General features: G+C 36.7%; 11 protein-coding genes. 2 read left to right on the top strand and 9 right to left on the bottom strand.

Features of this window, described 5'->3' with window-relative positions:
• Positions 1–66 precede the first annotated feature (66 nt).
• A complete protein-coding gene (locus tag AACP56_RS01510; protein WP_339334192.1) occupies positions 67–2847 on the top strand; it encodes a M16 family metallopeptidase in 2781 nt (926 codons plus the stop codon).
• 58 nt (positions 2848–2905) lie between these two features.
• Here the strand turns inward: AACP56_RS01510 and AACP56_RS01505 are convergent, their stop codons facing one another.
• The 4 genes from AACP56_RS01505 to uvrA form a co-directional block, all read right to left on the bottom strand.
• Entirely contained in the window at positions 2906–5317 is a 2412-nt protein-coding gene (locus tag AACP56_RS01505; protein ID WP_339334194.1) for an alpha-ketoacid dehydrogenase subunit alpha/beta, read from the bottom strand.
• A gap of 160 nt (positions 5318–5477) precedes the next feature.
• Positions 5478–8336, bottom strand: coding sequence for a metalloprotease (locus AACP56_RS01500; RefSeq protein WP_339334197.1), 2859 nt, complete (start codon positions 8334–8336; stop codon positions 5478–5480).
• A gap of 10 nt (positions 8337–8346) precedes the next feature.
• Entirely contained in the window at positions 8347–9033 is a 687-nt protein-coding gene (locus tag AACP56_RS01495) for an LOG family protein (protein WP_339334199.1), read from the bottom strand.
• Positions 9034–9043: 10 nt separating this feature from the next.
• A complete protein-coding gene (gene uvrA / locus AACP56_RS01490) occupies positions 9044–11905 on the bottom strand; it encodes an excinuclease ABC subunit UvrA (protein ID WP_339334201.1) in 2862 nt (953 codons plus the stop codon).
• 218 nt (positions 11906–12123) lie between these two features.
• Here uvrA and AACP56_RS01485 point away from each other — a divergent pair, with 218 nt between their 5' ends.
• Complete coding sequence (locus AACP56_RS01485) at positions 12124–12648, top strand: hypothetical protein (RefSeq protein ID WP_339334203.1); 525 nt, start codon at positions 12124–12126, stop codon at positions 12646–12648.
• Positions 12649–12802: 154 nt separating this feature from the next.
• Here the strand turns inward: AACP56_RS01485 and AACP56_RS01480 are convergent, their stop codons facing one another.
• The 5 genes from AACP56_RS01480 to AACP56_RS01460 all read right to left on the bottom strand — a co-directional run bounded on the left by AACP56_RS01480 (position 12803) and on the right by AACP56_RS01460 (position 15950).
• Positions 12803–13309 carry a hypothetical protein gene (locus tag AACP56_RS01480; RefSeq protein ID WP_339334205.1) on the bottom strand — a complete coding sequence of 169 codons (507 nt, stop codon included), beginning with the start codon at positions 13307–13309 and terminating at the stop codon, positions 12803–12805.
• The gene (locus AACP56_RS01475; protein WP_339334207.1) at positions 13306–13545 is read right to left on the bottom strand and encodes a hypothetical protein; all 240 of its coding nucleotides are present in this window, start codon (positions 13543–13545) and stop codon (positions 13306–13308) included. The genes AACP56_RS01480 and AACP56_RS01475 overlap by 4 nt, the downstream gene beginning before the upstream one ends.
• Positions 13546–13555: 10 nt before the next feature.
• Positions 13556–14368, bottom strand: coding sequence for a TIGR03915 family putative DNA repair protein (locus AACP56_RS01470; RefSeq protein ID WP_339334209.1), 813 nt, complete (start codon positions 14366–14368; stop codon positions 13556–13558).
• Between the two features lie 87 nt (positions 14369–14455).
• Positions 14456–14608, bottom strand: coding sequence for a hypothetical protein (locus AACP56_RS01465; protein ID WP_339334211.1), 153 nt, complete (start codon positions 14606–14608; stop codon positions 14456–14458).
• Positions 14609–14687: 79 nt separating this feature from the next.
• Positions 14688–15950 carry a putative DNA modification/repair radical SAM protein gene (locus tag AACP56_RS01460; RefSeq protein ID WP_339335478.1) on the bottom strand — a complete coding sequence of 421 codons (1263 nt, stop codon included), beginning with the start codon at positions 15948–15950 and terminating at the stop codon, positions 14688–14690.
• Positions 15951–16001 lie beyond the last annotated feature (51 nt).

The raw sequence follows: 16001 nt of genomic DNA, 5'->3' as shown, positions 1-16001 counted from the left end.
AAAAACTTATTAGTAAATTGTAGAGGTTAAAAATTTATCAATCAATTATTTAAAAACTAGAATACAATGAAAAACACAGTTTTATGTCTCACTTTTTTATTTCTTTCTTTAACTGGTATTTCCGCACAAGATTTTCAGTTTAAAGCAAGTGATATAGAAATTAAATACGAGAGTTTTAAATTACCAAACGGACTAACATTACTTGTCCACGAAGACCATAAAGCACCAATAGCAGCGGTTAATGTATGGTACCATGTGGGCTCCAAAAATGAGAAGCCCGGCAAAAGCGGTTTTGCACATCTTTTTGAACATTTAATGTTTAACGGAAGTGAGAACTATAATAAAGATTATTTCCAAGCCTTAGAAAGTATTGGGGGTACAGACCTGAATGGCACTACTAATAATGATCGAACAAATTATTTTCAGAACGTTCCAGTTTCGGCATTAGATCAGGTTCTTTTTCTAGAGTCTGATAGAATGGGGCATTTGTTAGGCGCCATAGATCAGGAAAGGTTAGATGAACAGCGCGGTGTAGTACAAAATGAAAAAAGACAAGGTGAAAACCAACCATACGGGAAGCAATGGGATTATCTAACAAAAGCTATGTATCCCAAAGGACATCCATACTCATGGACCGTTATTGGAGAAATGGAAGATTTGAACGCTGCTTCACTTGAAGATGTCCAAGAGTGGTTTAAGTCATACTATGGTACTGCAAATGCTGTTGTTGCTGTTGCAGGTGATGTAAACCCACAAGAGGTATATCAAAAAGTGCTAAAATATTTTGGTGATATCCCTTCCGGACCAACTATTGAAAGGCAAGAAGTTAATATTCCTGACCATGGATTGGATACATATCAAGTTTATGAAGATAGAGTTCCGGAAACCCGTGTTTTATTCGCGTGGAACACGCCACAGTTTGGTGCTAAAGAAGATATTCATTTTGATTTAATTTCTGCTGTTCTTACAAGTGGAAAAAACTCAAGGTTGTATAAGAAGTTCATTTATGAAGACCAGACCGCCAGTTCAGTGGTTTCTTTTCAAGCATCCAGTGAGATTGCAAGCAGGTTTGTAACATGGGTGAATGTTAAACCAGGTCAAGACCATAAGAAATTAGAGAAAGAGTTGTTAGCTGAAATCAATAATTTCATAGAAAATGGACCAACGGAAGCCGAGCTCAAGAGAGTTAAAGCTGCTTATTTTTCAAACTTTATAAAAGGACTGGAAAGAATAGGAGGCTTTGGTGGGGTATCAGATATTTTAGCTTCAAATCAAACTTATTTTGGTGATGCCGGATATTATAAGACAGTATTGAATTATGCTGAAACTGCGACTGCTGAAGATTTGAAGAACACTGCAAAAAAATGGTTGACAAAAGGGAAACACACTTTAGTTTGTAAACCGTTTCCAGAATATAGTTCAGCTCAATCGGTAGTTGATAGGTCAAGGCTTCCAGTTCTTGGTCCACAAAAAAGCTCTCAGTTTCCAGATTTAGAAAGAGCTAAATTATCCAATGGATTAAATGTTGTGTTGGCAAGACGCACTGGAGTGCCAACCATTGTAGTAAACCTAATGATAGATGCAGGATATAAATCAGATTATTTAGCTAGTCCTGGTACTGCACAATTGGCCATGAACTTAATGGATGAGGGGACAAAGAACATGAACTCCCTGGAAATAAATGAGAAGTTACAGTTATTAGGTGCAAGCCTAAATACGTTTTCCAATCAGGATGTGTCAAATGTTTACATGACAACGCTAAAGCAAAGCTTTGGTCCAAGCTTGGACTTGTTTTCTGATGTAGTTTTAAATCCAGTATTTCCTCAAAAAGAGTTTGAACGACTAAAGAATGAACAAGTCAATAGTATAAAACAAGAAAAATCACAACCTATTTCAATGGCTCTACGTGTAATGAACAAGTACATGTATGGTGAAGATCATCCCTACAGTAATCCTTATACAGGTACTGGTTATGAAGAAACGGTTGAAAAATTATCTAAAGATGATGTTGTCAAGTTCTATAACACTTGGGTAAAACCCAATAATGCTACCATAGTGGTTACAGGTGATGTTGAAATGAGTGACTTAAAATCTAAATTGGAAAAAAGCTTGGGGAAATGGAAAAAAGGTGAAGTTCCTACAATAGCATTTAACAAACCTAATGCAAATTCTAAGAACACTCTTTATTTAATGAATAGGCCTGAATCCCAACAGTCAGTAATTATTGCTGGACATTTGACAGAAAAATATGGAGATATATCCGAAATAGCTTTAGAACAAATGGTAAGTATTCTAGGTGGAGATTTTACTTCTAGAATCAATATGAATTTACGTGAAGATAAACACTGGTCCTATGGGGCAGGTGGTTTTGTGTTAGGGGCCAAAGAAGAACGTCCATTTATAATGTATGCACCTGTTCAAACTGACAAAACAGCTGAATCCGTAACAGAACTGCGTAAGGAAATCTCAGAATTCTTAACAACACGACCAGCAACCCAAGATGAGCTCACTAAGGTAAAAACCAATCAGGTTTTAAAGTTACCTGGCCAATGGGAAACCAATAGTTCTGTAAACAGTTCTGTTGCAAACTTGGTTAGATATGACTTGCCTGATGATTACTACCAAAAATACGATCAAAATGTTCGTGACCTATCATTGAACGAAGTTCATGAGGTTAGTAAAAAAGTGGTAAAGCCAGAAGCTGTTAATTGGTTTATGGTTGGAGATAGAGCTAAAATAGCAAGTAAGTTGGATGAACTTGGGTTTGATCAGATAATTGAAATTGACGCTGATGGCAAACCTTTAGTTCCTGCCATGAAAGAAGATAATACCGATATTAAGAACTAATAATTTAGAAAACTGAATAAATAAAAAAGCCTCACTTCTCTGTGAGGCTTTTATTTATTTACCTGAGTTTGGGGTAGTTTTGAGGATTTACCTCGTGCATTATATCATATACTTTTTCAAAAATATCTTCAGCATTTGGTTTTGAAAAATAGTCGCCATCGGTAGCATAAGCTGGGCGATGTGCCTTTGCAGTTAAGGTCTGCGGTGCACTATCTAGATGTTTATATCCTTCTTGTTTCTCAATAATTTCCTGTAGTAAATATGCAGAGCATCCACCAGGGACATCTTCATCAACAATTAAAAGTCTGTTTGTTTTTTGAAGACTTTTTACCACATTATGATTAATATCAAAGGGCAATAACGATTGAGCATCTATCACCTCAGCATCAATACCAACTTCTTTTAGTTCATTGGTGACATTTAGAACAATCCGTAAGGTGGAACCATAGGACAATATGGTGATATCATCACCTTGTTTTAAAGTTTCCACAACTCCAATAGGTGTGCAAAACTCACCCAAATTGGTTGGTTTATTTTCCTTTAGGCGATACCCATTTAAACTTTCAATGACCAAAGCAGGCTCATCAGCTTTCATAAGGGTGTTATAAAATCCTGCTGCTTGGGTCATGTCTCTAGGGGTTAAAATGTACATTCCCCTCAACAAATGGATTAGACCACCCATTTGAGAACCAGAATGCCAAATCCCTTCCAACCTATGTCCTCTAGTACGCACAATTAATGGTGCTTTTTGCTTGCCGACAGTTCTATAGTGTAAAGTGGCAAGATCGTCACTAAGTGTCTGTAATCCATACATGATATAATCCAAGTACTGGATTTCTGCTATGGGTCTTAGGCCCCTCATTGCTAAACCTATTCCTTGGCCAATGATAGTAGCTTCCCGAATACCTGTATCTGCTATTCTGTACTTACCATATTTTTCCTGTAAACCTTCTAACCCTTGATTTACATCACCAATATTGCCTGTATCTTCCCCAAAGACCAGTGCATTTGGGTATTTTTCAAAAAGCTTGTCAAAATTGTCCCTAAGGATAACCCTTCCATCTACTTGCTCAGCAGAGTCTGCATAGACAGGGGCTATTTTTTCTTTTGTAACAGCATTTTCCGAAAGTTCTGAGTATAAGTGGGAACTGAATTTTGGCTGGATTTCGGACATAAACTTCGAAATCCAACTTTGTAACGCTTTCCTTTCATCAGAATCTTCCCCAATACAATATCTTAGTGCTTTTCTTGCATGGGACGCCAAATCCTTTTTGATAGGTTCTTCAATCGCTATTAAATCATTCTGGATTTTATTTATGAATGTACGATTAGGGCTTTTATCGGCTACAAGGCTAAGAAGTGTAACCAACTCTTTCTTTTTAGCAATATGGGGCTGCAAAAATTCTGACCAAGCAGCTTTTTTTGCTTGTCGTACTTCTTGCTTTATTTTCTTTTCTAAGGCTTTTAGTTCCTCTTCATTAGAGATATTGTTTTCTAAAATCCATTCCCTAAAACGCTTATTACAATCATTTTCCCTTTCCCATTCCAAACGCTCTTGCGATTTATAACGCTCATGTGAACCAGAAGTGGAGTGTCCTTGTGGTTGGGTAAGTTCCGTTACATGTATTAATACCGGTACATGTTCTTCACGGGCAATATCTGATGCATTTTCATAAGCATGAATCAAAGCTGTGTAATCCCAACCAGGTACTTTTATAATTTCATACCCTTTATTATTCTCATCACGCTGAAAACCCTTTAAAACCTCTGAGATATCACTTTTTGTAGTGTGATATTCCGCGGGTACGGAAATTCCATAAGCATCGTCCCAAACACTAATTATCATAGGAACTTGCAGCACACCTGCTGCATTAAGTGTTTCAAAAAAATGTCCTTCACTGGTACTTGCGTTGCCAATGGTTCCCCATGCAACTTCATTACCTTTGTCAGAAAAATTAGTAGTATCGATTCCAGTAACATTTCGATATACTTTAGAAGCTTGAGCAAGTCCTAATAATCTTGGCATTTGCCCAGCTGTACAGGAAATATCTGCGCTGCTGTTTTTTTGTTCCGTTAATTTTTTCCAACTGCCATCCTCATTAATACTATGGGTAACAAAATGTCCACCCATTTGGCGACCAGCACTCATAGGTTCTTTAGAAATATCCGTTGTGGCATAAAGACCGTGAAAAAATATTTTTGGATTTAAATGGCCAAGAGCCATCATAAAGGTTTGGTCTCTGTAATAACCACTCCTAAAATCTCCGTTTTGAAAAGACCTGGCCATTGCTAATTGCGGTAGTTCCTTTCCATCTCCAAAAATTCCAAATTTTGCTTTTCCGGTAAGAACTTCACGCCTACCTAAGAGACTACATTCCCTACTTGTGACCGCAATCTCATAATCACTTAAAATTTGTGCTTGAAAATCATTAAATGAAATATCATTATCGGTCTTAGGGTCTGTTTTCATATATAAGGAATGATTTTTTGCAAAATTACAAAATATAAGGTGATTTTGCCAGTAAAAAGCAGAAATGAATATTTACAAAATCACAATAAATTGTTATTTTAAAAACGAATATGAAAAAATAATGGTGATTTAAGAATTGTATTTTGTTGATTCTTTAAAATTAGAACCATTTTCTTGTGAAGAGACCGGTTAGTGTTCTTGGGCTAATGGTAACTATAAAGCGTATGCTTTGGCCGTAATCTGGTTGCGCAATTTCCCAACCTTTATTTGAGTACAATGGAAAATATAATTCAAAATAATCAGTTACCAGGTTCAGGCGTATTCCAGAATCATATACAAAGCGACCACTCTCGCCTTTGTCCGCAATCATACCTATATCACCATATAGTTCTATCCATCTCCATAAATTAAAACTTGCATTTGTTGTTGCAATCCAGTCACTCCCAAACTGATCGTCAAAACGTGATTTAAAGCCACCTTCAGCTATAATTATCTGTTGACTATAAATACCACTGCCTTCAGAACGACCTAAGTAGCCCAAATCAAAAAGGTAATCAGTTGGTCTGTCCAATGCATAACTGAAGAAATCAGAATTGGTTTTATTTCTTAAAAACTTCCCAGCATAAAAGCGTAAATTCAACTGTCTGTTACTTTCGAAAAGTTTGCGGTATTCAAACTCAAATGATGCTTTGGTAAATTCGCTTGAATGTTGAAAATCTAAAATGGATGACTTAAAATTTAAAATATTATTATCTACATTTAAGTAACGAACATTAAATACGCTGTAATCTGGATTATTTTCTAAATCTAAATCTACGGTCTCATCCAACAGCACGGTAGGGTCAATACTCCTAAAAACGTTACGATGCCTAAAAAGTAATAGCTGTCTTTTATTGGATATTAAGTCATCAGGCCGCCAACCAAAACTCATTGAAGGTGTAATTGTTGTAAACCTTGAATTTGATTGAAAGTGAGAGGTGCTTGCACCAATACTAAAGTTAGATACGTAATGTCCACTTTTTCCGTGATATTTGCGGTATCGAAAGCTGGTTTTACCAACCAAAGTTCTTTCCAAAAAGGAATAGGTTGGAGCTATATCATAGGTAAACTGTCTTTCAAGAAAAGTTTTATTGTAAATTCTTAACCCTGGTGTTATCCCATCATAAACATTGAAATTAGCAATGGGAACATAAAAAATTTGGTTATAGTACGGGTCTTCTGAATCTTTAAAAAAACGAAACTGTAGTTTTTTATTGCTGGAGAAAAAGCCATTTAGAGTCTTCCAGTTATCACGTTGATTAAATTCAGGAATCTTTTTATCATAGTTTAAAACAAGTCGGTCTGCACCATTTCTTGGAATGGTAAATGTCTTTGAGGTATCTATGTCCGAAAACCAATATTTTGATACTACAGAATCTTTTTGTAACCCAAATAAAGATATTGGGACATTGGTTTTTCTTTTATTTTTAATGGTAAAGCTTACAGAATCCTCAGTTTTGGTGATATCCTTTATCTTAAAGTCTATTTTTTTCCTAGAACCTACATAATCATCAAAAAACCAGTTGATGTCTGTCTCAATATTACTTTCCAGTACACGTCTAAAGTCTTTTGCCTTAATCTTGGGTTTAAGTTTATTTCTATCATAGAAGTCATAAATGATATTTTCAACCTTTTCTTCACCAACATAGGCTGACAAATAGGCCATGCCTAAACCTGCTTTGTATCTATTTGCAATTTTTTGATTAAAAAAGACCAAGGAATCATTAGGTGTTGTTAAAGCTTGGTCAATATTTCTGCGCGCTGTAAACATTTGCAACCAATAGTATTGGTCGTTAAAGTCTTTCTTTGCAAGTTGGAAGCCTCTTAGTCCCCAAACCTTTGATAATTTTCCAAGAAGCTTCTGCTTAGGGTAGTTGTCCTCCACATATTTTATCATTAAGTAATTACTGATAGCATCATTGACCCAACGTTCTTTTCTAGGATCTAGAAACAGGGACTCTTTTAGATAAGCATTTAGCGCTGTCTTTAAAAATACCATCTCAAACTGGAACTGTTCTTGGTACGGTCTAATAAAGGAGGGGAGTTGATTTAATCCATACAAAGGACTTTTGTTGTAATCAATTTCACTGACTAAAAGGGCATCATGAGGATATTCCCCTAGATTATTATTTAGGAAACGTGATACTTTTTCTATGGAAATCACTTGTGAAATACCGTCGTACTTTTTTGAATCTAAATCCGTTTTTACGGTCAAATACCCAGTTACGTGTTTGGTAAATTCCTTTTCTGGAGATAGAATAACATCACAATTTTTGCTATTACTCTCTTTTAAAGTTACTTGCTGTCCAACAGAGATATCCGTGATTCGGGATTCTTTAAAGTTGGAAGTTATATATAGCTTTTTCGGAAATATTAAGCTAATAGTGGTATTAGCAATATCTGTATAGTTATCCTCTAAGTTTTTATTGGAATACAACTTCCATTCCCCATCAAAAACTGCAGGATTTAGATACCAATCCTTTAAATAATACCCTCCTTTTGCATTGTAGCCATAAGGGGTAAATTTATTTTCAGGAAGCTTAAGATTGTATGTAAAAAAGATGGTAATAGACTGTTGTGGAGCCAATGGTTCCTGTAACTGAATCTTTATGATGTCCAGGTTTTTGGTACGCTCCCAGTTAAGCCCACCATATTCGCTATCAACAACACTTAAGATAGTTGTTCTGCCTCTTTCGTCATCCTTTGCTAGATGCAGACTTCTTTTAAACTCTTCTGCAAAACGTTTGGCCAAGGGTGTTTTTTTTGAAGAATAGGCGTGGTTCCAATCATTAAAATATAGGTTGCTTAAAGTAACATCGGAACTGTTTACATAAGTGAATTTTTGCCTTATTGAAATTTCTTTTGTTTCATCGTTAATAGTAGCGGTCAAATCATTCTCATGCTGTCCTATTACTGTAAATATGGAGAACAGGAGTAATGCTGTAACATAATGTTTGACTCGAATACTATTTTTTTTCAAAGGAATTTGATTAAAAATTTGGACTCATTTCATGTCCTTTATAGAAGCTATCTATTATGGAAACAACTTCCTCTGGCGAATCCACTAATTTTATTAAATCTAGATCTGATGCACTAATGTTTTTTTCTTCTAGCATTGTAGTTTTAATCCAATCCAATAGACCATTCCAAAAGCTTGTTCCAACAAGTACAATTGGAAATTTCCCAATTTTTTGTGTCTGAATAAGGGTAATGGCTTCAAATAGTTCATCAAGTGTGCCAAACCCTCCAGGCATAACGACAAATCCCTGTGAATATTTGACAAACATGACCTTACGGACGAAAAAGTAGTCAAAATCCAAGCTTTTGTCTGAGTCAATATAGGGATTGTCATGTTGCTCAAAAGGCAAATCTATATTTAAGCCTACTGAAGTTCCGCCTGCTTGGTTTGCTCCACGATTACCTGCTTCCATAATTCCAGGGCCACCACCAGTAATAACACCATAGCCTGATTCCGCAAGCTTTTGGGCTACTTCTACCGCTTGATTGTAATAATCTTCTCCAGGTTTTGTTCTAGCCGAACCAAATATGGAAACACAAGGGCCAATAGCACTCATTCTTTCAAAACCATTGACAAACTCCCCCATTATTTTAAAAATGGCCCATGAATCATTAGTTTTTATTTCGTTCCAACCTTTAGGATGCACTTCAGATCGCATATTTTGTTATTTAGACTGCTTTCGCAATATTAGTATTCGAATTTTCCAGCTCTTTTTTTAAAAATTTGGCCGTATAGCTCTTAGGATCTTTAGCCACTTGCTCTGGTGTACCTTTTGCGACTATCATTCCACCACCACGGCCACCTTCATAGCCAATGTCTATAATATGGTCCACCATTTTGATAACGTCCATATTGTGTTCGATGACCAAAACCGTATTTCCCTTATCAACTAGCTTGTTTAAGACATCCATTAGAACCCTAATATCTTCAAAATGAAGTCCTGTTGTGGGCTCGTCCAAAATATAGAAGGTATTTCCGGTGTCACGTTTAGACAGTTCTGTTGCCAATTTAACGCGTTGTGCTTCACCACCAGATAGGGTAGTAGATTGTTGCCCTAGGGATATGTAGCCTAGTCCAACATCAACTATTGTTTTAAGCTTTCTATGAATTTTCGGAATATTCTCAAAGAAATCAACTGCTTCGTTCATCGTCATTTCCAAAACATCCGCTATGGATTTCCCTTTGTAACGAATCTCTAAAGTTTCTCTATTAAAACGCTTGCCGTTGCAGGTTTCACATTCTACATAAACGTCAGGCAAAAAGTTCATTTCGATAACTTTTAACCCACCACCTTGACATGTTTCACAACGTCCACCTTGAACATTGAAGCTGAAACGACCGGGCTTATACCCACGAATGGTAGCTTCGGTAGTTTTGGCAAACAAGGCTCGGATTTCACTAAAAGTACCGGTATAGGTCGCTGGATTTGACCTAGGAGTTCTTCCTATCGGAGATTGATTGATATCAATAACCTTATCAATATGTTCTAAGCCCTTTATTTTTTTGTAAGGCATAGGTTTTTTGACCCCATTAAAATAATGGGCATTCATAATAGGGTATAGGGTCTCGTTTATCAATGTGGATTTCCCACTTCCTGAAACTCCAGTTACACCGATCATTTTACCAAGGGGAAATTCAGCAGTTACATTTTTTAGATTGTTACCGGTGCAATCTGTAAGTACTAATTTTTTTCCTGTGCCTTTCCTTCTTTTTTCAGGAACTTCTATCTCTTTATCTCCAGTGATATAATCTGCTGTAAGTGTGTTGTAGTTTCTTAAATCTTCAGGTTTGCCTTCGGAAATAATGGTGCCTCCATGTTTGCCCGCCTTGGGTCCAATGTCGATAACATGGTCCGCTGCTTCAATCATATCACGGTCGTGTTCCACGACAATCACGGAATTGCCAATGTCACGGAGTGAAGCCAGAGAATTTATCAAACGCTCATTATCACGTTGATGTAAACCTATACTGGGCTCATCCAAAATATAAAGTACGCCTACCAATTGCGAACCAATCTGTGTGGCCAAGCGAATGCGTTGCGCTTCTCCACCAGACAGGGATTTTGAACTTCGATTTAAAGAAAGATAATCCAATCCAACATCCAAAAGGAAACGAATGCGGGTTCTAATCTCTTTTACTATCTCTTCCGCTATTTTCTTTTGGTTCCCTTCTAACTTTTGCTCTAGTTCCTCGAAGAATTCTGCCAATTCTGCTATATCCAAGTGCGCGAGTTCTGCAATATTCTTTTCGTCGATTTTAAAGTAAAGCGATTCTTTGCTTAAACGAGAACCATTACAAGTTGGACATTGTATTTTATCCATGTAATCCTTGGCCCAGCGTTTTATAGAGGTGGAACTAGCTTCATCAAATTGTGATTTAATGAAATTGGAGATACCTTCATAGTCAATATTATACTCTCGTTTAACCCCTAAAGTTTTAGAATCTACCGCAAAACTGTCTTTCCCACCATTTAAGATAACACCCATGGCTTCCTTCGGAATTTTATCCAATGGCGTCTCAATATCAAACTTATAGCGTTGTCCAATGGTCTCCAATTGTTTAAAGGCCCAAGACTTTTTGTATTCTCCTAGAGGAGCAATACCGCCAGTCTTGATGGATAGTTTTTTATTGGGAAAGATTTTAGCCTCATTTACCTCGTACACATGCCCCAATCCGTTACAATGCGAACACATTCCCTTTGGGGAATTAAAAGAAAAGGTATTGGGTTCTGGAGTGGGATAGGAGATGCCCGAAGACGGACACATTAAATCCCGACTGAAATAGCGCGGTACTTTTTCGCCTTCTTCCAAAACCATGAGTACATTATTGCCACTATACATGGCAGTGTTAATAGTTTCAGTTAGGCGTTTATCAAACTCTTCTCCTTCAGCTACTTTAAGGCGATCGATAACAATTTCAATATCATGTACTTTGTAACGATCCACCTTCATTCCCTTGGTGATGTCGACAATCTCTCCATCTACCCTTACCTTTACAAAACCTTGTTTACCAATCTGTTCAAAAAGTTCGCGATAATGCCCTTTCCTTGATTTTATAACTGGCGCCAAGACATTGATTTTTTTGTCTTTGTAAGCCTCAATAATTAAGGTTTTAATCTGCTCATCGCTGTAGCTTACCATTTTCTCACCCGTATTGTAACTGTAGGCATCACCAGCTCTTGCAAAAAGCAATCGCAGAAAGTCATATACCTCGGTAATGGTTCCGACTGTTGATCTAGGGGATTTAGAAGTGGTTTTTTGCTCAATGGCAATAACAGGAGACAAGCCGTCTATTTTATCTACATCCGGTCTTTCCAAACCTCCCAAAAATTGCCTTGCGTAGGCAGAGAAAGTTTCTATATAGCGACGTTGCCCTTCTGCATAAATGGTATCAAAAGCGAGCGAAGATTTACCACTGCCTGAAAGACCGGTAATGACCACCAGCTTTTCCCGTGGAATGGTAACATCTATATTTTTAAGATTGTGAACGCGCGCTCCGCGTACCTCAATGTTTTCTTCGTAGTTGATCATAGCACAAGATGCTAAAGTAATCAATTGACTGTTAAAAATGAAGTGAGTTTAGGTTGCATTTTTGTTAATTGATGATGTATTTTTATGCTCAGATTTGTCATTTCCGCGTTTCACACTCAGCGCCCACCTGCTGGACGGACAGGTAGGCGAAGTACAAGAGGAGATTTATTTTAAAGTCATCCGCCTACGCAGACGATGAAGCTAAACTATTTTATTATATGAAACTACTAGGCATAGGCTCTCGCATTAACCACTCTGAATATGGAAAGGGAGTGGTTACGAATGTATCATCAAAACATTATTGGGTAACCTTTTTGGATAAAGGATTGGAAACTATTGCTATTGACTCGGATTTTGAAGTTATAGAAGCTTTAGAAGACGATGTAGATAGCATTAGCTTTTTTGATGTAGAAAGCTCCTTGGTGAAAATTTTGGAAAAATGGAGTGATACCCACGAAAAAGTTGCCATAGCGGATAAATGGAAAGGTGGTAAACTAATCTTAGAACCAGATGATAGCACTGCCAATAAAGAAATGCCCATTGACACCTTTTTTCACAAAATTGTGATGATACGTGACCGTATTCGTGTGATGGAGCAAAAGATAAACAGCAGTAAAAATCTGGACGACCAAGAAAAGGTTGACTTACAGCAGTATATTACCCGTATTTATGGTTCCTTGACCAGTTTTAACGTACTTTTTAAAACCAAGAGCGATTATTTTGTTGGGGAGCGGAGTAAATAACTTATATGTATTTACTTCTGAAACCTTATACAGTTACAGTTTTTAACCTTCTGATTAGTGTATTCGTTGTAAAATTTAAATATTACCGGAAACATTATTCGAAAGGTTTTTAACTTGTTGGGAATAATTTGTAGATGTGGGAAAGAGTGGATATTTAATAACCAATTAATAATATACCTTTCAGTGGAAGGTGTAACCTGCTACTGATATACAAGGTTTCTAGGAAGGTATATATTTTCTTAAAATCATCTGCTCCTCGATATTCATTTCTTACTGCTATGACCAGATATTCAACTTCAAACATCATGCACGCTTGAAAAATATCTTTTAAAAATTGATTGTTATCAACAGCCCTACCAGCTTCAACCTCAATAACAATCTTACCGTCCTCACTTAGTGCATCTGCGTTAAAACTTTTATCTATTTGATTGTCATAGCCAAAAAGGACTGGGACATCAATTTTTTCATTTTTTGATTTACCAGTTTCAACTTTAAAGTTTATAGATTCTAATTTTGGTCTTAGAAAATCTAATACCTCATTGCTGTGTAATTTGCTATCAGTTGAAGAAATTTGATTTTCAACTTTCTTAAAACATTCAATGATTTCTTCCATTTCGTTGGTTATGCCATGTGAACGTGGGAAAAATTGAAATCTTATCATACTATTTCTGAGTTAATCTTTTTTATTAGCTCTTTGGAAGTTAAGTTAATATCTTTTTCTTCAACATAGTAAAAAATATTTTCATCAATCACCCTGGCTTTTCTTGAGGTATAATAACCTTCTTGAGATATTAATTTTTCATTTAATCTATTTGTACCTATTAAACACTTACCCTGCTCACTAAAATTAATAGTTTTAATTGGGTATTTTACACCTCGAAAACTTATGTAATCCATATGATATAATTTAAACTGCCTCTTTCTTTTCACTCAAATACTTCCAATACCGTTTTGGCACATGTTGCGTATGCAGTTTTCTATTGATACGGGATTTGATATTGGTACTTTGGAAATAGTTATTCCATAAATCTTGGTATTCATATTCGACATCTGCGAAGACTTTGCTTTTTCGAGTGCGGTTAAAATGTATCTCAGATAAGTCCAGTGAAACAATTTCTACACGTTCTAAATTATAGAATATGCCGTATTTACGCTTTACATCGTAAATTAACCATTGTTGGTCCGCATAGCGGTTACGAAAGTGTTTGGAGATAAGGGGCAACACATCAAAGTCGGGTTCTATATTGGCAAAATAAATATCATCTTTTGTCAATTGAAAACGTACAAATGCTTCCATACGATGTTTTTCGCGACCGACTTTTTGTGCCAGCTTAGAAATATATAAAACGGTCTCATCGGAGAAATCCGCCTGCTTTTTATCCTTTGTTGCCATTAGTTTTTTAATATAGGTATAGCACATCATTTCCACCCCCTCTGTTTCGCTCAAAAAAGCAAAGTATATGGTGTTAATAGCATTATAACTTTTGGAGCGAACGCCGTTCCATACGCGTTTGGCTTTCTCCACATTGGTAAAAATGGTTTCAGTATCTGAAAACAGGCCATTTTGACTTTGACTGTTACGTTGAATATCTGCCACATGTAGCCTTTCTTCAAAAGCAATAAAAACAGCAGTAAGAAAGCCGTTAAAGCTTCCATCATAAATCAGGGTTGCTTGTCTGTCATTTCCGCGAATGCGGGAATCTGTTTTTGAATTTTCCATAGTATTCAATGTTTTTTAAAGAGTCATTTCAAACGTGTGTGAGAAATCTAGATTTCTCGGTCGCAAGCTTCTTCGAAATGACTAGCATTATCTTACAATTCTTCTTTTAATAATTAGTAGTGCCTTTTTTACTTTGCTCTTAAATACAACATAGTCGTAACCAAGACTAAGAATAGTATCTCGGCTACGTTCTAGAAAATCAACTTGATTTTGGGTCTGTGGTGCTTTTAATGTGTTCATAGTTTTAGTTTTAGTATTGTCAGGCTGAGCTTTTCGAAGCCTTTTGTCTATACTTTGACAAGCTCAGTATGACAAAGTCCTAGTTAAATAATGCTAGTTGTGTACTGTACTGATTTCGGAACTTCCCAGTGGAGTTTTGTAAAATCAGTCCTTTAATCTTCTCCGCATCCAAATCCCTGCGTTCCCAATTGCGAGAGTCACAAACCATAAAGTATTTGGCACGGTTGAGCGCCACTCCAATTTTCTTGAGGTGGTCCCAGTTCAATTTTCTAAATCTTCGGGCATTTATAATTTTGTGCACAGAACGCATTCCCAATCCAGGCACCCTTGCCAGCATACATTTATCCGCTTTGTTGATATCCACAGGAAAATATTGCATATTACGTAGCGCCCAAGACAATTTGGGATCTACATCCACATCCAGATTGGGATGCTCATCATTTACGATTTCGTTGACTGCAAAACCATAGAATCGCAAAAGCCAATCTGTCTGATATAAGCGATTTTCACGTAGCATAGGTACCTGAGAACCAATTGCTGGTAAACGTTTATCCTCTGCTATAGGTACATAACCAGAGTAGTAAACCCGTTTCATGTTGTATTTTTTGTAATAATAGGTAGCGGAATACATAATGTCTTTATCCGTTTCGCCCGTTGCACCTACAATCATTTGCGTGCTTTGACCGGCAGGAGCATACTTTGGGGTGCTTTTGATGATTTTGCGTTCATTTTTAAAACGGAGCAATTCGTTTTTAACCTTAAGCATGGGTTTGGTGAAATCTTCATGCTTTTTATCAGGAGCCAATAATTTAAGGCCAGATACGGTGGGGATTTCTATATTGACCGATAGACGGTCAGCATACAATCCGGCCTCATACATTAATTCATCACTAGCACCAGGTATGGATTTTAGATGGATGTAACCGTTGAAATTTTCTTCTTCACGCAATTTTTTGGCAACGGCAATCAAACGCTCCATGGTATGGTCTGGACTTTTAAAGATGCCCGAGCTCAAGAACAACCCCTCGATATAATTTCTGCGATAGAAATTAATGGTCAAATCCACCACTTCTTGAATTTTAAAAGCAGCACGCTTTACATCATTGCTTTTTCGTGTAACACAATAGGCACAATCAAAAATGCAGTGATTGGTCAATAGAATCTTTAATAAAGAGACACAACGACCATCTTCCGTATAGCTATGGCAGATTCCCATTTTAGAAGCGTCACCTAGACCTTTTCCTTTATTTTTTCGGTCACTACCACTACTGGCACAAGAGACGTCGTACTTCGCGGCATCTGCTAAAATGTTCAACTTTTCTTTTATACGTTCAAAATTCACTAGAACTGGTTTTAATCCAAAATTATGGAAATAATCCCAATAATGGAAATA

Source organism: Croceitalea sp. MTPC6, from assembly GCF_036985525.1.
Classification (GTDB): Bacteria; Bacteroidota; Bacteroidia; order Flavobacteriales; family Flavobacteriaceae; genus Croceitalea.
Note: the sequence above shows the minus strand (reverse complement) of the source record. Positions and strands in the feature narration are given on the sequence as shown.